Annotated in this window: 16 protein-coding genes; 9 read left to right on the forward strand and 7 right to left on the reverse strand. The window is 71.1% G+C overall.

Annotation, left to right across the window (positions count from 1 at the left end; translation table 11 throughout):
- Positions 1-1033 precede the first annotated feature (1033 nt).
- The 4 genes from alaS to FrCorBMG51_RS02160 all read left to right on the forward strand — a co-directional run bounded on the left by alaS (position 1034) and on the right by FrCorBMG51_RS02160 (position 9015).
- Positions 1034-3718, forward strand: a complete 2685-nt coding sequence (gene alaS / locus FrCorBMG51_RS02145) for an alanine--tRNA ligase (protein WP_047221423.1) — start codon at positions 1034-1036, stop codon at positions 3716-3718.
- A 617-nt stretch (positions 3719-4335) separates the two neighbouring features.
- Positions 4336-5010, forward strand: coding sequence for a dioxygenase family protein (locus tag FrCorBMG51_RS34365; RefSeq protein WP_476742088.1), 675 nt, complete (start codon positions 4336-4338; stop codon positions 5008-5010).
- Between the two features lie 292 nt (positions 5011-5302).
- Positions 5303-7840 carry a bifunctional SulP family inorganic anion transporter/carbonic anhydrase gene (locus FrCorBMG51_RS02155; RefSeq protein ID WP_338052673.1) on the forward strand — a complete coding sequence of 846 codons (2538 nt, stop codon included), beginning with the start codon at positions 5303-5305 and terminating at the stop codon, positions 7838-7840.
- A 185-nt stretch (positions 7841-8025) separates the two neighbouring features.
- Positions 8026-9015, forward strand: coding sequence for a ketopantoate reductase family protein (locus tag FrCorBMG51_RS02160; RefSeq protein ID WP_047221425.1), 990 nt, complete (start codon positions 8026-8028; stop codon positions 9013-9015).
- 24 nt (positions 9016-9039) lie between these two features.
- Here FrCorBMG51_RS02160 and FrCorBMG51_RS02165 read toward each other — a convergent pair whose 3' ends face one another.
- Positions 9040-9477: a J domain-containing protein gene (locus FrCorBMG51_RS02165; protein ID WP_047221426.1), complete on the reverse strand. Its 438-nt coding sequence runs from the start codon at positions 9475-9477 to the stop codon at positions 9040-9042.
- Between the two features lie 74 nt (positions 9478-9551).
- On the opposite strand from FrCorBMG51_RS02165, the gene FrCorBMG51_RS02170 reads away from it, so the two are divergent.
- Positions 9552-10331 carry an SDR family NAD(P)-dependent oxidoreductase gene (locus tag FrCorBMG51_RS02170; RefSeq protein WP_047221427.1) on the forward strand — a complete coding sequence of 260 codons (780 nt, stop codon included), beginning with the start codon at positions 9552-9554 and terminating at the stop codon, positions 10329-10331.
- A gap of 15 nt (positions 10332-10346) precedes the next feature.
- Here the strand turns inward: FrCorBMG51_RS02170 and FrCorBMG51_RS02175 are convergent, their stop codons facing one another.
- Positions 10347-11135: a sulfite exporter TauE/SafE family protein gene (locus FrCorBMG51_RS02175; protein WP_047221494.1), complete on the reverse strand. Its 789-nt coding sequence runs from the start codon at positions 11133-11135 to the stop codon at positions 10347-10349.
- A 103-nt stretch (positions 11136-11238) separates the two neighbouring features.
- On the opposite strand from FrCorBMG51_RS02175, the gene FrCorBMG51_RS02180 reads away from it, so the two are divergent.
- The 4 genes from FrCorBMG51_RS02180 to FrCorBMG51_RS02195 all read left to right on the forward strand — a co-directional run bounded on the left by FrCorBMG51_RS02180 (position 11239) and on the right by FrCorBMG51_RS02195 (position 14545).
- On the forward strand, positions 11239-12348 hold the full coding sequence (locus FrCorBMG51_RS02180) for an amidohydrolase family protein (protein WP_047221495.1): 1110 nt from the start codon (positions 11239-11241) through the stop codon (positions 12346-12348).
- A gap of 194 nt (positions 12349-12542) precedes the next feature.
- Positions 12543-13013, forward strand: coding sequence for a VOC family protein (locus FrCorBMG51_RS02185; protein WP_013874716.1), 471 nt, complete (start codon positions 12543-12545; stop codon positions 13011-13013).
- Between the two features lie 89 nt (positions 13014-13102).
- Positions 13103-13804, forward strand: a complete 702-nt coding sequence (locus tag FrCorBMG51_RS02190; RefSeq protein ID WP_047221428.1) for a VIT1/CCC1 transporter family protein — start codon at positions 13103-13105, stop codon at positions 13802-13804.
- A gap of 84 nt (positions 13805-13888) precedes the next feature.
- Positions 13889-14545: a TIGR03085 family metal-binding protein gene (locus FrCorBMG51_RS02195; RefSeq protein WP_047221429.1), complete on the forward strand. Its 657-nt coding sequence runs from the start codon at positions 13889-13891 to the stop codon at positions 14543-14545.
- 1 nt (position 14546) lies between these two features.
- Here the strand turns inward: FrCorBMG51_RS02195 and FrCorBMG51_RS29235 are convergent, their stop codons facing one another.
- The 5 genes from FrCorBMG51_RS29235 to FrCorBMG51_RS02220 all read right to left on the reverse strand — a co-directional run bounded on the left by FrCorBMG51_RS29235 (position 14547) and on the right by FrCorBMG51_RS02220 (position 18181).
- Positions 14547-14960, reverse strand: coding sequence for a hypothetical protein (locus tag FrCorBMG51_RS29235; protein ID WP_052914224.1), 414 nt, complete (start codon positions 14958-14960; stop codon positions 14547-14549).
- 582 nt (positions 14961-15542) lie between these two features.
- Positions 15543-16136: a metallophosphoesterase family protein gene (locus FrCorBMG51_RS02205; RefSeq protein WP_047221430.1), complete on the reverse strand. Its 594-nt coding sequence runs from the start codon at positions 16134-16136 to the stop codon at positions 15543-15545.
- 194 nt (positions 16137-16330) lie between these two features.
- A complete protein-coding gene (locus tag FrCorBMG51_RS02210) occupies positions 16331-16984 on the reverse strand; it encodes a GOLPH3/VPS74 family protein (protein ID WP_047221431.1) in 654 nt (217 codons plus the stop codon).
- Positions 16981-17289, reverse strand: coding sequence for a type II toxin-antitoxin system antitoxin (locus FrCorBMG51_RS02215; RefSeq protein WP_235433239.1), 309 nt, complete (start codon positions 17287-17289; stop codon positions 16981-16983). The genes FrCorBMG51_RS02210 and FrCorBMG51_RS02215 overlap by 4 nt, the downstream gene beginning before the upstream one ends.
- 7 nt (positions 17290-17296) lie before the next feature.
- Positions 17297-18181, reverse strand: a complete 885-nt coding sequence (locus FrCorBMG51_RS02220) for an SPFH domain-containing protein (protein ID WP_235433240.1) — start codon at positions 18179-18181, stop codon at positions 17297-17299.
- Between the last annotated feature and the right edge of the window lie 135 nt (positions 18182-18316).

Genomic DNA, 18316 nt, shown 5'->3' on the forward strand with positions numbered 1-18316 from the left:
CGGTGGATCCGGCGGCCGCCACACACGCCGGCCCGTCCGTCGACCATCCCGATCATCCTGATCGCCCCGGCCCGCTCGGTGCCGCCACGGTCAGCGCGCGATCGGTGTCAGTTGGCGAGTCGGTGCTCTTCGGCGGCGGTGGTTTCGCCCCGGGCGGCACCATCACCATACGGGTCAACAACAACACGGTCGGTACGGCAACAGTCGACGACCAGGGCAGCTTCAGCCTGCGGCCGCCGGCCTTCACCGCACCCGGCGACTACGTCATCACCGGCACCGGTCCATCCGCGGCTGATCCCGGCCTCGGGCTACCGGAGGGGCTGCCGGCGGGGCTGCCAGACGCCGTGGCCGAGGTCGGCGGAACGGCGCTCGACGGGCTGCCGCAGCGCACGGTGACCGCGACCGTGACCGTGACCGACCCGTCCGCCGCTCCTTCCGCCGGCGGGGCTCCATCCGCTGGTGGGAACGGCGGTGACCCGCGGGTCGGGGTGGCCGTCGGCGGCTGGGGCAGCCCCGACGGCGGTGCCGGTAGTGTCGGCGTCGCTTTCGGTATCGGTGGTATCGGTGGTATCGGTGGTGGCGGTGGTGACAGCGGTGGCGACGACACGGAAGAGCCCGCGCCTGGTGGCGGTGGCGTGGGCGTCCCGGTGGTGCTGCCCCCCGTGCCCGGGGGCGATGGCCCGGCGGTCGTCGGCCAGGAGCCGGTCCGCCCGGCCGGCCAGGAGTATCCCAGCACCGGTGGGCTGCCCTTCACCGGCGCGGAGACCGGCGCGATGTCGGCGATCGCCGCGGCGCTTGTCGGCGGCGGTGTGATCCTGCGGGTCGCGGCCCGTCGCCGCCNCGACGCCTGACGAGCTCTGAAGCGGGGCGGGGCCGCCCGGCGCACGCGGTGTGCCGGGCGGCCCGACGATCGTGTCCTGTCCGCTCGACTGGCTACGATGGGCCATCGGCGTTTGGCCGGGCACGCCCGGCATCCGCATCGCGCGCCGATGGAACGTCGATGGCGCGTCGTTCGCCGGGCAGGAAGGTCGGAATGAAGTCCGCTGAGATCGCGAGCCGCTGGCTGCGCTATTTTGCCGACCGGGGCCACACGGTCGTCCCGTCGGCATCCCTCATCGCGGACGACCCCACCCTGTTGCTCGTCAACGCCGGGATGGTCCCGTTCAAGCCGTACTTCCTCGGTGAGGTCGCCCCGCCGTACAGCCGCGCCGCCAGCGTCCAGAAATGTGTGCGGACCACCGACATCGAGGAGGTCGGCCGTACCACCCGGCACGGCTCCTTCTTCCAGATGTGCGGGAACTTCTCCTTCGGGGACTACTTCAAGGAGACCGTGATCCCGCTGGCCTGGGAGCTGCTGACCGCCCCGGTGGCCGATGGCGGCTACGGTCTGGCCGAGGACCGGCTGTGGGTGACGGTGTACCTCGACGACGACGAGGCGGCCGACATCTGGCACTCCAAGGTCGGCGTGCCCACCGACCGCATCCAGCGGCTCGGCATGGAGGACAACTTCTGGTCGATGGGCGTGCCGGGCCCGTGCGGGCCCTGCTCGGAGATCAACTACGACCGCGGGCCGGAGTTCGGCGCCGAAGGCGGCCCCGCCGTCAACGGCGAGCGGTACCTGGAGATCTGGAACCTCGTCTTCATGCAGTACGTCCGCGGTGAGGGATCCTCGAAGAAGGACTACCCGATCCTCGGTGACCTGCCCTCAAGGAACATCGACACCGGCCTCGGACTCGAGCGGCTCGCGACCATCCTGCAGGGCGTCGACAACCTCTACGAGATCGACACCTCACGGGTGATCCTCGACCGGGCGTCCGCACTGACCGGCGCCCGCTACGGCGCCGAGCACCGTTCGGACGTGTCCCTGCGGGTGGTCGCCGACCACGTGCGCACCTCGGTGATGCTCATCGGTGACGGGGTGCTGCCCGGCAACGAGGGGCGCGGCTACGTGCTGCGCCGGATGATGCGCCGCGCGATCCGCAACATGCGCCTGCTCGGCGCCCATGACGCGACCATGCACGAGATGGTCGACGCCACCATCGAGGCGATGGGCCCGCAGTATCCGGAGCTTGTCACCGACCGCGTCCGGATCGACTCGGTCGCCACCGCCGAGGAGGCGGCCTTCCTCCAGACGCTGCGCACCGGCACGTCCATCTTCGACCTGGCCGCGAGCGAGACGAAGAAGGCCGGCGGGAGCGTCATCCCCGGCGAGCGGGTGTTCCAGCTGCACGACACCTACGGCTTCCCAGTCGACCTCACCCTGGAGATGGCGGCCGAGACGGGCCTGACCGTCGACGAGGAGGGCTTCCGCCGGCTCATGACCGAGCAGCGGCAGCGCGCCAAGGCCGACGCCCGCGCGAAGAAGACCGGCCACGTCGACACCTCGGCGTACCGGGACGTGCTGGCGGCGGCCGGCCCGTCGGTGTTCACCGGATACGGCAGCGGCGCCGAGGAGGCGCGCGTGCGGGGGCTGCTGGTCGGCGGCGCGGCGGCCCGGGATGCCGCGCAGGGTGACGACGTCGAGATCGTGCTCGACCGGACGCCGTTCTACGCCGAAGGCGGTGGGCAGCTCGCCGACGCCGGCGTCATCCGGCTCGCCGACGGCACCGAGATCGAGATCCTCGACGTGCAGAAGCCGCTGCCCGAGCTGATCGTCCACCGTGGCCGGGTGCGCACGGGGGGAGTCACCCTCGGCGCGGACGTCCAGGCGGAGATCGACCCGGCCCGGCGGGCGGCGATCTCGCGCTCCCACAGCGCCACCCACCTCACCCACCAGGCCCTGCGGGACGCGCTCGGCCCGACCGCCGCGCAGGCCGGCTCGGAGAACTCCCCCGGCCGGTTCCGCTTCGACTTCTCCGCCGCCGCGGCGGTACCGCCCTCGGTGCTCGCCGACGTGGAGGAGACCATCAACCAGGTGCTGACCGAGGACCTCGACGTCCGCGCCGAGGTCATGGACATCGACCAGGCACGCCGGACCGGCGCGATCGCCATGTTCGGCGAGAAGTACGGCGACCGGGTCCGGGTCGTCTCCATCGGGGACTACTCCCGCGAGCTCTGCGGTGGCACACACGTCCGCCGCTCCGGCCAGCTCGGCCTGGTCAAGCTGCTGGGGGAGGCCTCGGTCGGGGCGGGGGTGCGGCGGGTGGAGGCCCTCGTCGGCCTGGACGCCTACCGCTACCTGGCCCGGGAGGCCGTGCTCGTCTCGCAGATCACCGATGTGCTCAAGGCCCCGCGGGCGGACGTGCCCGAGCGGCTGTCCCAGGTGCTCGGCCGGCTGCGGGAGGCCGAGAAGGAACTGGAGAAGCTGCGGGCCGCGCAGGTGCTGGCCATCGCGGGCGACCTCGCCCGGGCGGCCGAGGACGTCGGCGGGACCGCGCTGGTCACCCACCGGGCCGCGGACGGCACCTCAGCGGACGACCTGCGCAAGCTCGCCATCGACATCCGTGGCCGGGTGCCGGCGGACCGCCCGGCCGTCGTCGCGGTCGCGGCCGTGGCCAGCGGACGGCCGGTCATCGTGGCGGCCACCAACGCCCCGGCGCGGGAACGCGGGATCCGGGCCGGGGAGCTCGTCCGCGGCGCCGCGAAGATCCTCGGCGGTGGTGGCGGCGGCAAGGACGACCTCGCCCAGGGCGGCGGCAGCAACCCGGACACCATCGCGGACGCGCTGGCCGGCGTCCGGCAGGCGGTGGCCCAGCGGCAGGCGGTCGTCAACGGCTGACACACCCGGCTGACGCACCTGCCGACGGTCGCCCGGCGGGGTCCCTTCCGAGGTATCGCAGCCAGCTCCGCAGCGCATTCTCAGCCCGGGCATGGACAGCTCGGCTCAGGCACAGCTCAGCTCAGGCACAGCCAGTTCTTCGTCCAGGCACAGCCAGTTCTTCTGGTTCGTGTCCACAGTGGAACCCGCAGGAGGCAGACAGACCAGACGGACAGCCATGATCGGAGCATGTGATGCCGAACGGACAGCAACGCCGACGAATGGCGACATACGAGGGCCGGCCCGTGGCCAGGCCGGACGAGGACATCGTCGACCAGGGCCTCGGTTTCGACATCGGGATCCTGCTGGGCCGCCGGCAGATGCTGCGGCTGTTCGGCCTCGGCGTCACCGCGGCCGGCCTCGCGGCGTGCGGCAGCGGTTCGTCGTCATCGTCGTCGTCCGCGTCGTCGTCGTCCGCGGCGGTGGCCGCCGCGTCGGGTGAGATCCCGGACGAGACCGCCGGCCCCTACCCGGGTGACGGCTCCAACGGCCCGAACGTGCTGGACGACAGCGGTATCGTGCGCGGCGACATCCGGTCGAGCTTCGGCGGGGCCAGCGGTACCGCCGAGGGTGTCCCCATGACGCTCGAACTGGTCATCCAGGACCTGGCGAAAGGTGGCAGCCCCTTCACAGGCGCGGCCGTCTACGTCTGGCACTGTGATCGTGAGGGCCGTTACTCGCTCTATTCCGCAGGGGCCACCGACCAGAACTACCTGCGCGGCGTCCAGATCGCCGACTCCGCGGGGCGCGTGCGCTTCACCAGCATCTTCCCGGCCTGCTACGCCGGCCGCCGGCCACACATCCACTTCGAGGTCTATCCCGACGAGGCCAGCATCGCCGACGTCGCGAACGCCATCACCACCTCGCAGGTCGCCCTTCCCGAGGACGTCTGCGCCACGGTCTACGCCCGGCAGGACTACGCGGCCTCGGCCCGGAACATCTCGAGGGTCAGCCTGGACGGCGACAACGTCTTCGGCGACGACGGGGGCGCGCGCCAGCTCGGCACCGTCACCGGTGACGTTACCAACGGTTACACCGTCTCCCTCGTCGTCGGGGTCGACGCCGCCACTCCGGCGGGCGGNCGGGCCCGTGCCGGGCGGCTCCCGTCCGGGCCCGCGGTCCTGGGGCCTGCACAGTTGGATCAAGGCCCGAGGGGTGGCTGTTTTACACCTTTTGAGGTGAACGTCACAGCCGGAAACTCGGAGCGACCCTCCTTCGTTCTTCAGAATGCATCAACTAGTTACTGCAAGTGATGGCCCTGCCAGTGGCAGGGCCATCACTGACAGGACTCGGACTGGCGGTCGGATGCGGGCGGACATCGCCCACGGGCCGGCTTCGACGTGGGTATGGCTGTCTTTGGCGACCCCTTCGGAGCCGCTCCATCGCGACAGCTCTGTCCGGTGCTGACCCGACCCTGAGGAGCGTCGCGTGGCCGTCCCACACGTCCCGTCATCACCATCAGCATCATCCTCGTCACAGCACAGCCATTCGCCGCCCGCCGCGCCGGAAGGCACCGGCCGCGGCCGATCCCGTCGGCGCCCGCTCGTGCCCGGTACCTTCCGGCCCGACCTGCAGGCGTCGCTGGTGGTGTTCCTGGTCGCGATACCGCTGTCGCTGGGCATCGCGGTCGCCTCGGGCGCGCCGGTCGCCGCCGGACTGATCGCCGCCGTGGTCGGCGGCGTCGTCGCCGGCGTGCTCGGCGGCGCGCCGTTGCAGGTCAGCGGCCCCGCGGCAGGGCTGACGGTCATCGTCGCGGGCCTGGTGTCCAGCTACGGATGGCAGGTCACCTGCGCGATAACCGCCGCCGCGGGCGTGGTGCAGATCCTGTTCGCGGTCAGCCGCGTCGCCCGCGCGGCGGTCGCCGTCTCGCCCGCGATCGTGCACGGGATGCTCGGCGGTATCGGGCTGACCATCGTCTTCGGGCAGTTGCACGTCGTGCTCGGCGGTAAACCGGAAAGCCATGCCCTGGACAACATCGCGACGCTGCCCGGGCAGATCATCGACAACCACAACGCCGCGACGCTGATCGGTATCGTGACGATGGCGATCATCCTGCTGTGGCCCCGGCTGGCCAAGGTGCTGCCCAGGCAGGTGCGGGCGATTCCCGCGCCGCTGGCCGCGGTCACCGTCGGGACCGCCGCCGCCGCCGCGTTCCACCTCGACCTGCCCCGGGTCGATCTACCCGGCTCGATCCTCAGCTCGCTGTCGCTGCCGGGGTTCCCGGATGGCGCCTGGGGCGGGATCGTAGTCGGTGTCCTCACCGTCGCCGTCGTCGCGAGCGTCGAATCCCTGCTGTCGGCGGTCGCGGTGGAGAAGCTCCCCGGCGCGCGCCGTCCCGGGCAGCGCCCGGTCAGCCTCAACCGTGAGCTGTTCGGCCAGGGATCGGCCAACATCCTCTCCGGCCTCGCCGGCGGCCTGCCGGTCACCGGTGTCATCGTCCGTAGTTCCACCAACGTCGCCGCCGGGGCGAGGACGCGGGCATCAGCGGTCCTGCACGGTGTGTGGGTGCTGCTGTTCGCCGTGTTCCTCGGCGGGGTGATCGAGTGGATTCCCCTGGCCGCCCTGGCCGGGCTGCTGGTGGTCGTGGGGATCCGGCTGGTCGACATCTCCCATCTGCGCCATGTGCGTCGGCACGGCGAGCTGCCCGTGTACGTCGTCACACTGGTCGGTGTCGTCGCTCTCGACCTGCTGCAGGGCGTCGCGCTCGGTCTGGTCACCGCGCTCGGCCTGATCCTGCGCCGGGTGCTGTGGTCCAGCATCCACCTGGTCCGCTCCGGTGAGCTGTGGCAGGTGGAGGTCGAGGGGACCCTGAGTTTCGTCTCCCTGCCCCGGCTGTCCCGGATCCTCGGCCGGATCCCCCGGGGCACGCCCGTGCTGATCGAGCTCGTGGTGGACTACCTCGACCACGCGGCATTCGAGCATCTGCACACCTGGTGCACCGACCACGAGCGGGCCGGGGGGAGCGTGACGGTCGACGAGATCGGCCACGCCTGGTTCCGGCCCGCCCAGGACGCTCCGGCGGGTCGGCGCCGCACCGTCGTCCCGCACCTGCCCCGCTGGTTCGCACCCTGGTCGCAGTGGCAGGAGCTGGCCGCCGCGCACACTGACTCCCAGGAGGCCGGCCCGCGGGACGCCGACATCCAGAGCGATCACCAGACCGACGACTCCTCGACGGCCGATTCTCGGCAGTCAATCGGAACAGGTGTGACCGGTCGCGGGCCCGCGGCCGGTCACGCGCATCCCGTCAGCACGATGCTCGTCGGCGTGGCCGAGTTCCACCGCCGGGCCGCCCCGCTGCTGCGTGGCACCCTCGGCGGGCTCGCCGAGGCGCAGCGCCCCAGCGCGTTGTTCCTGACGTGTGCCGACTCCCGGGTGGTTCCGAACATCATCACCAGCAGCGGCCCCGGTGATCTCTTCACCATCCGTAACGTCGGTAACCTCGTCCCGCCCGGCGCGTCCGAGCGCGGCGCCCACATCGCGCCGGGCAGCGACCTGTCCGTAACGGCCGCGCTGGACTACGCCGTCACCGTCCTGAAGGTTCCCTCGATCGTGGTGTGCGGGCATTCCGGGTGCGGCGCGATGCAGGCGCTGCTCTCGGGCGACCTCGACAACGATCCGGACTCCGCGCTGGCGGGGTGGCTGACCCACGCCCGCGGGGCGTTGGCGCGCCTGCCGCTGCCGGGTACGGAGGGGCTGTCCCCGCTGGAGCAGCTGGGCCGGGCGAACGTCGTCCAGCAGTTGGAGCACCTGCGTGCCCATCCCGCCGTCCGGGGGGCGCTGGAGCAGGGCGGGCTGCAGCTTGTCGGCCTCTACTTCGACATCTCCGTCGCGTACACCTGGGTACTCGACGAGGAGTCGGGCTATTTCGTCGACCCCTCGGAGGTGCTGACCACGGTCGCGCCGCACCGCCGCCGGGCGTCCCGCCGCTGGGACACGCCGGCCTCGACAGCCTCGACAGCCTCGACCGGCCCGACGACCGGCCCGTCCACGGCGCATCCGCCGTCGGCGCCGCACACCAGAGGGCCCGGGAAAACGCTCCTCGACGGCCATCGCGGCCGTCGCCGCCGTGGCACCCCGGCCTGAACGGTGAAATCGAGGTAAAGCGCGGTGACATCGAGGTAAGACATACGGCCTTCCGCGGGAAGGCCGCGGTCGCTCGGCGGGCCTTCTTTCGCGGGAAGGCCGCCGGCCGACCGGGCCCTTGTACCGGTTTCGTGCGGGCCGTCGACTCTGACGAACGTCCCGGCCCGTAATCGATACTGGATGGTATGCGTATTGTGGTGTTCGGCAGCGGAGCGATAGGAACGCTGCACGCCTGGGCGCTGTCACGGGCCGGGCATGACGTAAGTGTGCTGGTCCGCCCAGAACAGCTGGCCCACTGGTCCGACGGTATCGGCCTGCGGATTCTCGACGTACGGGGCAGGCGCCGCCGAGAGGTCGTCGAGCGGTTCCGCCCCCATGCTGTCACCGAGTTGCGTCCCACGGACGGCGTCGACCTGGTCGTGCTCGCCGTCCGGCACACCCAGACCCCGGATGTCCTGCCGGAACTGGCGCGCAACCTCGGTTCCGCCACTGTGTTGTTCCTGAACAACAACTGGTGCGGACTTGACCTCATAGACGCCCACCTGGGCAAGGACCAGTACGTGCTGGGCGCGCCACGCGGTGGCGGCGGCATCATCGACAACATCCTCGACGGTGCGCTCGAGGGCGGGATCATGCTCGGGTCGAGCGTGTCCGGGCACGCGCTGTACGGCCCGACGACCGACACCGCCGAGCAGAACCTGGGCCGTCTCGTGGCACTGTTCGCCGAGGCCGGTTTCCGGCCGGAAATCCACCCCAACATGGAACACTGGCTGTGGGTGCATTTCGCGAGCACCGCCGCATGGATATGCGGTGCCGCCCGCGCCCGCGGCTTCGAGCCTTTCACCCGAAGCAACCGGGCGGTTTATGACGCGTTGCACGCCGGCCGCGAGGCCATGCAGATCTGCGCGGTGCGCGGGGCCGACGTGCGTACCGCGCAGGATGCGCGGCCGTTCCTGCTGCCGCCGTCCACCGTCACCCCGGCGGTCCGGCTCATGCTCCGTGGTGAGCTGCTCCAGCGTATGTCGGTGAATCACGGCCGGTATGGCCCGGTGGACCTCTACGAAATCTATGATGATCTCGTCCGCACGGGTGAGCGGCTTGACGTCCCCATACCCTGTCTGCTGTCCTACCGCGCCGACGTGGAACGCATGGTGGAACTCGCACCCAGCCTGTGACCGTGAGCTCTCTGCTGTAACCGCTCATCGGGACCGGTTGGCGATGAGGGTGGCAACCGGGGGGATGAGTGCGGCGACGAGCATCATCGCCAGCGCCGCGGGCACCGACACCAGCCGGATCACACCGCCCGCGAGTACGAACAGCGTGACGCAGACGGCCATCATCGCCAGATACCGACGGCGAACCCCTTGTTGCGCCCACTCCGTCCGTCCAGCCCGCCCCGGTGCGTCACCGGCCGCCTGGCCGGGCACGGGGTGGGCGTGCGTGCGCCGGTCGTAGTCACGCCGCCGTTCGGGATCGCCCAGCACCTCGTACGCCCTGCTGACCCGCTCGAAGGCCTGCTCGCTGCCACCGGCGTCCGGATGGGTGCGCCGCGCCGCCCGCCGGTAGGCGGCCACGATCTGCTCCTGGGAGGCAGCCGGCGGCACCCCGAGGACGTCGTAGAGTGAGACCACAGCCACGAGTCATCCCATACCCCGCCGGCCACATTCAGCCAGCACCCGTTCAGCCCAGCCCGTCCGGTCCCGGAGGTCACATGGATCTGCAGCTCGCCGGGCGGGTCGTTCTCGTCACCGGGGGCTCCGACGGGCTGGGGGCGGCCGTCGCGCGTGCCCTCGTCGCCGAGCGGGCGCGGGTGGCGATCTGTGCCCGTGACGAGGCCCGGCTAAAGCTCACCGTGGACGAGCTGCGCGCCGCCGGCGGGGACGTCCTCGCCGTACCGGCGGACGTCACCGACGTCGACGCGCTGGACCGTTTCGTCACCGCGGCCCACAGCCGGTGGGGCCGGGTGGACGCGATCGTCAACAACGCCGGCCGGTCCGCGGGCGGGGAACTGGCCTCCGTCACCGACCAGCAGTGGCAGGACGACCTGCAGCTGAAGCTGTTCGCGGCGATCCGGCTGTCCCGTCTGGTGCTCGGCCATCTGCGCGCCTCGGACGCCGCGGCGGTGGTCAACGTGCTCGCGACGGCGGCGAAGGCACCGCCGGCGGCGTCGCTGCCGTCCTCGGTGTCCCGGGCCGCCGGGCTGGCGCTGACCAAGGCGCTCGCCAGCGAATGGGGCCCGTACGGGATCCGGGTCAACGCGGTGCTGGTCGGCCTGGTCGAAAGCGGCCAGTGGGAACGGCGGGCCGCCACCACCGACACCCCCGTCCGGACGTTGTACGAACGGATGGCGCGCGACGCGCGGATACCGCTGGGCCGTGTCGGCCGGGCGGCGGAGTTCGCCGACGTCGTGACCTTCCTGCTCTCGCCGCGCAGCTCCTACGTGACCGGGACCGCGCTCAACGTCGACGGTGGCCTGTCCCCGGTGGTGTGAGATCCGGCCCGGCCGTCAGCCGGTGGCGATGAGGATGACGGCGACGACCACCCCGAGAGCGATCACGGTCGTGCGCAGCGCGGTGGCCGGCAGCAGCCGGGCGGCCCGTGCGCCGAGCACCCCACCGGCGCCGGAGGCCAGCAGCAGGACCACGGCGAATCCCCAGGCAACCCGCGCACTCACCACGAACACGGCGATGCCCACCGCGTTGACGCCGAACGACAGCAGGGTCTTGGACGCGTTCGTGCGCTGGAGGTCGTCCGGCATGAGGATGCCCAGGACGCCGAGCAGCAGCACGCCGAGGCCCGCGCCGAAATAGCAGCCGTAGGCCCCGGCCACGAACACCCCGGCCCGGGTCGGCCAGGTCACAGCCACCCCACAACCAGCCCGTCGCCGGGCCACTGCCTGCCCGCTGGCCCGTCGCCGGGCCACGATGGCGGCCAGTCGCGGCTGGGCGGCGAGCAGCAGGCAGGCCACCAGCACCAGGTAGGGAACGACCACCCGGAAGGAGTCCGCCGGGGCGGCCAGCAGCACGACCGCCCCGCCCAGTCCGCCGAACAGCGCCGGGCCGGCCAGCGCCCGCAGCCGGGCGGCCTGCCCGGTCAGCTCCCGGCGGTAGCCGAACGCGCCACCGGCGTATCCGGTGACCAGCCCGACCGAGCAGGTGACGTTCGCGGTGAGCGCGGGCATCCCGGTGGCGAGCAGCGCCGGGAAGGCGATCAGGGTCCCGCCGCCGGCCACCGCGTTCACCGCTCCGGCCAGCAGGCCGGCGGCCGCGACGCCCACGGTGTCCAGGACTCCCATGGCACGCACGCTCTCACGGCATACCCGCGGCAGGCCGCCGTTCTCCTCGTCCGGACATGTGCTCTTCTCGTCCGGACGGGTGCTCTTCGGCTACACAGGTGGGGTGGCTGCTTCCGAGACATTGAGGATCACAGGCCCGGTGCTGGTCGGCCCCGAGGAGGTCCGGGACGGGCTGTGGGTTGTGGACGGGAGGATCACGTTCACGCCTCCGACCGGCGCCCGCGCCGCCGACGCGCGCACGGTGTCGGGCTGGGTGCTGCCCGGCCTGGTGGACGCGCACTGCCATGTGGGGCTGGACGCCCACGGAGCGGTCGACCGGGACACCGCCGAGCGGCAGATCCGCGCCGACCGGGACGCGGGCACGCTGCTGATCCGGGACGCGGGCTCGCCCGCGGACACCCGCTGGGTGGACGACCGCGAGGACCTGCCCAGGCTGGTCCGGGCCGGCCGTCACATCGCCCGGACGAAACGCTACATCCGTAACTACGCCGTGGAGATCGAGCCGGCCGAGCTGGCCGCCACCGTCACCGAGCAGGCCCGCCGGGGCGACGGCTGGGTGAAGATCGTCGGTGACTGGATCGACCGGGCCACCGGGGACCTCGCCGCCTGCTGGCCCCGGGATGCCGCCCAGGCCGCGATCGCGGCGGCCCATGCCGCCGGCGCCCGGGTCACCGCGCACTGCTTCGCCGAGGACTCCCTCACCGACCTGGTCGAGGCCGGGATCGACTGTGTCGAGCACGCGAGCGGGCTGACCGTCGAGACGATTCCCCTCTTCGCCGAGCATGGCGTCGCCATCGTGCCGACCCTGGTCAACATCGCCACCTTCGAGGGCATCGCCGCCGGGGCGGCGGAGAAGTTCCCCGCCTACAGCGCGCACATGCGGGCGTTGCACGCCCGCCGCTACGACACCGTCCGCCAGGCCCACGAGGCGGGCATCCCGATCTACGTCGGCACGGATGCCGGCGGGTCGCTGCCGCACGGCCTTGTCGCGGACGAGGTCGCCGAACTGGTACGGGCCGGACTGCCTGCGGTGGCGGCTCTGTCGGCGGCGACCTGGGCCGCGCGTGCCTGGCTTGGTTTCGCCGGGCTGGCCGAAGGGGCACCGGCGGATTTCGTCGTCTGTTCCGAGGATCCGCGGGTGGACGTCCGGGTACTCGCCGAGCCGTTGCTGGTTGTCGTGCGTGGTCGGGTGGTGGCGGGCAGGGGCGCATAACACCGGCGTTCGGGCGGTTGGTGGAAGTACGTTTCCGCGGTCGGGTTCCCGACGTGGGCAAAGCCGTGTTCTCGGGCACAACATCGGGAAGAAGAAGTCCGGCGCGCAACCACGTCGGCCGACTGGGCGGGAAACGCCGGGCCGGCCGCCGGGAAACGGCGAGCCGACCAGATGGGAAAACAAGGAGTTCTCCGATGCTCACACGCCCCCGGTGGACACACGTGGCCCTCCCGTCCAGCGACATCGACGCCTCGATCGACTTCTACACGACGATGACCCCGCTCGTGGTGGTCGCGACCCGTCAGGATGCCGCTGGCCGCAGCGCGTGGCTGTCCAACGATCGGCAGTGGCAGGATCCGTTCGTGCTGGTCCTGGCCGAGTTCAACGCCGAGCGTGGGCACCGGCAGCCGACGATGACTCCGTTCGCGCACATCGGGATCGAGGTTACGCAACGTGCTGAGATAGACGCGATCGCCGATCGGGCGAGGGCCGCGGGCTGTCTGCACTGGGAGCCGCAGGACCTGCCCGACCCGGTCGGCTACGTCTGCGCGGTGACCGACCCGGACGGGAACGTGATCGAGTTCAGCCACAACCAGAAGGTGTTCCAGACCATCCGCGAGCTGTGGGGCCCCGCCGAGCGCGCGCACAGCAACGGTGTCAGATGAGCCGACGGTGTCGATGAACTGACAGCCAGCAGTCGAGTCGGCAGCCGGCTGGGCCCGGCAGCCAGCCGGGCCGGTAGCGTTCAGGACTCGTGGCGAGATCAGGGCACGAGGAGAGGCATCACGGTGGACGGCTGGGCTGGCTGCGCGCCGCGGTACTCGGCGCGGACGACGGGCTGGTATCGACGGCGAGCCTGATGCTCGGGGTGGCCGTGTCGTCGGCGTCCCGGACGGCCGTGCTGACCGCGGGTCTGGCCGGGCTGGTTGCCGGGGCGGCGTCGATGGCCGCCGGGGAGTTCGTCTCGGTGAGCTCCCAGAAGGACGCCGAACGCGAGGATCTCTCCGTCGAGGCCGCGGAGCTCGCGAGCGATCCCGACGCGGAGTTGGAGGAGCTGACCGGTATCTACATCCAGCGCGGGCTGAGCCCCCGGCTCGCCCGGGAGGTGGCTGTGGAGTTCAGCCGCACCGACCCGCTTGCCGCGCACGCCCGCGACGAGCTCGGCCAGTCGCCGCAGAGCGCCGCCCGTCCGGGGCAGGCCGCCGCGGCCTCGGCGCTGAGTTTCGCCCTGGGCGCGGCGCTTCCGCTGGTGGCGTTGCTCGCCGGCTCAGACACGGCCAGAACCGTGTTACTGATCGTGATTACTGAGGTTGGGCTGGCGCTGCTCGGCGCCATCGGCGCCGCGCTCGGTGGCGCGCGGCGGACGCGGGCGGCGATCCGTGTCGTTCTCGGCGGATCGGCCGCCATGGCCGTGACAGCCGCGGTTGGCGCTCTTGTCGGCACCGCCGTCGGCTGAGCCCGTACCTGATGATCATCCGGCGATTACCTGGCGCGGTCGTGTTGATGCGTGACCGGAGCGCTGGCGGCTAGAGTGCTGGCTATGGTGCGATTGACACCGCAGGAACGGTACGCGCAGCAGGAGCGGCGGGAACTCAGTGACCTCCTGCTGGAGCTCGGCCCCGACCAGCCGACGCTGTGCACCGGTTGGACCACCCGCGACCTGGCCGCCCACCTGGTCGCCCGGGACCGCAAGCCGCAGACGTTGCCCGGGCTCGCGATACCGCAACTGCACAAGGTCACTGAGCGCGTCGAACGGGCCACCAGGGAGTCGCACTCCTACGAGGATCTTGTCGCTCTGGTCCGCAAGGGCGCGCCGGTGTGGCATCCAGCCCACCTCTCGCTGGTGGACGAGCTGCTCAACCATGTCGAGTACTTCGTCCACAACGAGGACGTCCGGCGGGCGCAGCCGGACTGGAAGCAGCGGGATCTCGACACCGCCGAGCGGGACAGGCTGTGGAAGGCGCTGAAGGTGGTCGGCAAGATTGGTTTCCGCAGGTCCCCGGTCGGCGTCGTGGCGGAGTGTACCGACGGGGGGGGCCGGCTGGTGCTGCGCTCCGGTGGGCGGCAGGTCGTCCTCGCCGGCGCGGCCCCCGAACTGCTGCTCTACGCCTTCAACCGCCGGGAGCAGGCCGCCGTCGACATCCGCGGCGACGAGGCGGCCATCGCCGACTTCCGGGCCGCCCCCTCCGGGCTGTAGGTCAGTCCCCGTCCGCGTAGAGATCCTCAAGGCCGACGGTCAGCAGACGGTCGGTCGTGTCGTGTAGTTCGGGATCGAAACCGGCGTCGCTGTAACAGGCGATCACCGTGTCCCGGGTGTTGAATCCTCTGGCGGCCAGCAGGTCGCGGGCCCGGCGCAGCCGCTCGACCTGCCGGATTCCCATGATCTCGCCCCATTTCGCCTCACCCAGGGAAAGCACCCGGCGCGGCTCACCCGGATCGGCCGGCGCGAGCACAACGACGTTGACCTCCATCCGCGTTCTGCTCGCCGGGTCCGTGATGACACCGGCTCCGACCTCCGCCGGCAGGCCCCCGAAGGTGTCGGTCGGTGTCGCGATCGCGAACTCACGGCAGATCTGCTCGAATTTCCCATCACCGACATGGCCGAGCCGCACAACAGGAGCGCGATGCTGTTGCCACCGGAGACCGCCCGGTCGATCTCCCGCTGAAGAATCGACGGGAGCTCGGGGGACACTGTGCTCAGATACGGGAATTCGTTGATCACGACTGGTCCGGGCCAGCCACCGGCCACCGAGAACAGATGGACGATCGCTTCGTCCCAGTTCGCGAACCGCTGGGGCACAGGCACATGTGCGTGCTCGGCCAGAGCCGTGGCGAAGAGGCGCAGCGACTCCGCCCGCTGACCACGCCCAGGCGCGGCCGTGTGCCGGAGCGCGAGACGAAGGCCGCCAGATGACGCCACTCGAAGTCGCGGTCGAAGACGCGGTCCGTCTTGATCATTCGGAGCCCATGGAAGCCGCACGGCCCCGGCAGCGTGTTCCGCGGAACACAGCCGCCGAACGAACGCGGCCCCTGGACACCGCCCGGGGCCGACCTGCGTCAGCCCGGTGCTCGCAGCGAACTCGGCGAGGGCGGCCTGGAGGCCCTCGCCGATCTCGTGGGCGATGACCTCGGGCGAGCGGCCACCAGCCTGTCAGCCCCGCCCCCACTGCTGACTGTGCAATCCCGGAATGCCGCTACCGGAGTGCGGGCTGGGTCGCGGTGTCGAGCTGGTCGAGCAGACGCACGATGTTCTCCGCTGGGACGGGGGTCCAGTCCCAGACGTCCACGCCTACGTTGATCTGCCGGTCGTGGATCTGCCAGGCGTCGTGCACGTGCCCGCACAGCAACGGCCGGCCGTCGTTCTCGGGGCGGCGGTCGGCATAGCGGTCCTGCTCCGTGTGGTCGCCGTGGTACGGAAAGTGCGCCAGTGTGACGAGACGGTCGCCGATGCGGTGATCCCGCACGACTCCGCCGGCGTGGACCTGGGCGAAACCCGCGTCGATGTAACGCTGGACCTGACCGGTGTGCCGGCGGTGCCCGGACCAGCAGGCATCGTGATTTCCCGCGACGAGGATCTTGCGGCCGTTCAGCTCGGCGACCGGGCCGAGTTTCGTCGGTGTCAGGGAGACGTCCCCGAGTACCCACACCGTGTCCTCGGGTGCCACGACGGCATTCCACCGCCGCACCAGGCCGGCGTTCATCGTCTCGACGTCGGGCCAGGGACGGGAGGCATAGACCAGAATGTTCGTGTGGCCGAAGTGGAGATCAGCCGTGTACCACGTCGTCACAGCTTTCCTCTCCTGTACTGTTCATGTTGTCGGAATCATTTCCTTGTTTCTGGGACCGGCGTTTCTCCGGGTATCGATCAGTCATGGCAAACAGATCAATTATAGCGAACGCCGGCCGGCGCGGCCATGGGCCGTCCGGCAACGCGGGACGGCTGTCGGCCACCGGCTGCCAGCGGCGGCAGCGGTCCGGGATTTCAGGACGCGGCCGATGCCTGGTCGGCGGCGATTACTTTGCGCAGCGCAATTGGCGGTGGGCCGCACAGCTCGGTCAGCTGGGCGATCCGCGCCCGGTGCTCACGCCGTTGTGCCCGGGTGAGCACGGTCTTCAGCCGGGCGGCGGCGGCAAGCGCGACAACGGCGGCGTCATACGGGTCGACACGCGCCAGCGGGACACCGCCGCGCGCCACCCGGCCGGCGTTGCCGCGCAGTTCCCTGACGACGCGCGGATCCCGCACGGTGATTGTGTCCGCGGGGAACAGGAGGAGTATCCGGCGGGGCTCCACACGAATCCAACCGGCCGTTTCCAGCTGGTCCCGCACGGCGCGTACGGTTGGGCGGGCCTCCCGCCGGATCCAGTATTTCCACGAACGTGGCCGTGACGACCTTTCGATCTTCCTGAGGATGCCTTCCAGCAGCGGATCCACATCCCGGACACGGCCTGTTGCCGCCGATGGCGGAATCACCTGTGCCCTGCCCCTCACATCGACAAGACGGCCGGCGAGAAACAGGTCGGTGAGCGCTGCGGCGCGCAGCAGGTAGCCGAGGTACGGGCGGCCGGTCAACCGCTCCCTGTCGGGATCGCAGGAAACCAGGTAGAGCCGCGCCGGGAGAGATTCGGGGAGTTTCACCGCTGCGTCCTTCCTTCGCCATGCTCTTTGTCGACCGCGTCGTGAACATCCCGGGTCCCGGTGCGGGCGTCGGCATCCGGGCCGTCCGGAGTCGGGGTGTCCGGAGTCGGGTCGGGCTTTGGAGGGCGTCCACGGCGCGGCATACGCTCGACGTTCCCGGGTAGCCGTCCGGCCTCCGACAGCGCCCGGCGCAGCAGGAACTCGATCTGCGCGTTGGTGCTGCGCAGTTCGGCGGAGGCCCAGCGGGCGAGCGCGTCGTGCACGGCGGGATCCAGCCGCAGCAGGACCTTCTTCCGCTCCGTCACCTGTCTGTCAGTGGTAGAGCGAGCCGGTGTTCACCACCGGCTGCGTGGACTGCTCGCTGCACAGGACGACCAGCAGGTTGCTGATCATGGTCGCCTTGCGTTCGTCGTCCAGCGTCACGACGTCCTGTGCCTCGAGCCGGGCGAGAGCGAGTTCGACCATACCGACCGCCCCTTCGACGATCCGCTGGCGGGCGGCCACCACGGCGCCGGCCTGCTGGCGGCGCAGCATGGCATGGGCGATCTCGGGAGCGTAGGCCAGACGGGTGATACGCGACTCGATGATCCCCACCCCGGCGGGCGCCACCCTCGCGGTGATCTCCTCGGAGAGCCTGCCCGTGATCTCGGCGGCGTTGTCCCGCAACGAGAGGACGGCGTCGCCGTGGTTGTCGTACGGGTAGCTGGTGGCGATGTGCCGCACCGCGGTCTCGGCCTGGGTGCCGACGAACTCGACGAAGCTGTCCACCTCGTAGACGGCCCGTGCGGTGTCCCGCACCTGCCAGACCACCACGGCAGCGATCTCGATCGGGTTGCCGTCCGCGTCGTTGACCTTGACCGTGGCGGTCTCGTGGTTGCGGATCCTGGTCGAGATCTTGCGTCGTCTCGAAAACGGGTTCACCCAGCGCAGGCCGGTCGTGCGGATCGTCCCGGTGTAGCGGCCGAACAGGGACACCACGCGCGCCTGGCCGGGCGCGACGGCGGTCAGGCCGAACAGCGTCACCAGGCCGCCGAGGACGAGCAGACCACTGATCACGATCAGCACCACGCCCCCGGCGAGGCCGGGGCCGGTGAACGCCGTCACCAGCAGCACCCCGCCCGCGATGCCGCCGGGCCCGAGCACTAACACCACCGCCAGGCTCAGGCCGAGCCCGGCCCAGCCGGACCTCCCGTTCATGGACCGCTCCTGGACCTGCGTCGCGGGTTCCCGCGTGACCGTTTCGGAGCCGTCAGTGCTCATGGCCGATCCCCCTCGTGCGCCGTAGTCACCGCCGCTGCCATCGACGGGCAGAACACTATCATAGTGATATCA

The sequence above is a fragment of the Protofrankia coriariae genome (assembly GCF_001017755.1).
In the GTDB taxonomy this organism is placed as follows: Bacteria; Actinomycetota; Actinomycetes; order Frankiales; family Frankiaceae; genus Protofrankia; species Protofrankia coriariae.

Bases quoted from the DNA above. Each gene is read 5' to 3' on its own strand.
- alaS (WP_047221423.1), top strand. From the start codon at position 1,034: ATGAAGTCCGCTGAGATCGCGAGCCGCTGGCTGCGCTATTTTGCCGAC.
- FrCorBMG51_RS02160 (WP_047221425.1), top strand. From the start codon at position 8,026: ATGCGTATTGTGGTGTTCGGCAGCGGAGCGATAGGAACGCTGCACGCC.
- FrCorBMG51_RS02170 (WP_047221427.1), top strand. From the start codon at position 9,552: ATGGATCTGCAGCTCGCCGGGCGGGTCGTTCTCGTCACCGGGGGCTCC.
- FrCorBMG51_RS02175 (WP_047221494.1), bottom strand. From the start codon at position 11,135: ATGGGAGTCCTGGACACCGTGGGCGTCGCGGCCGCCGGCCTGCTGGCC.
- FrCorBMG51_RS02185 (WP_013874716.1), top strand. From the start codon at position 12,543: ATGCTCACACGCCCCCGGTGGACACACGTGGCCCTCCCGTCCAGCGAC.
- FrCorBMG51_RS02195 (WP_047221429.1), top strand. From the start codon at position 13,889: ATGGTGCGATTGACACCGCAGGAACGGTACGCGCAGCAGGAGCGGCGG.
- FrCorBMG51_RS02220 (WP_235433240.1), bottom strand. From the start codon at position 18,181: ATGAACGGGAGGTCCGGCTGGGCCGGGCTCGGCCTGAGCCTGGCGGTG.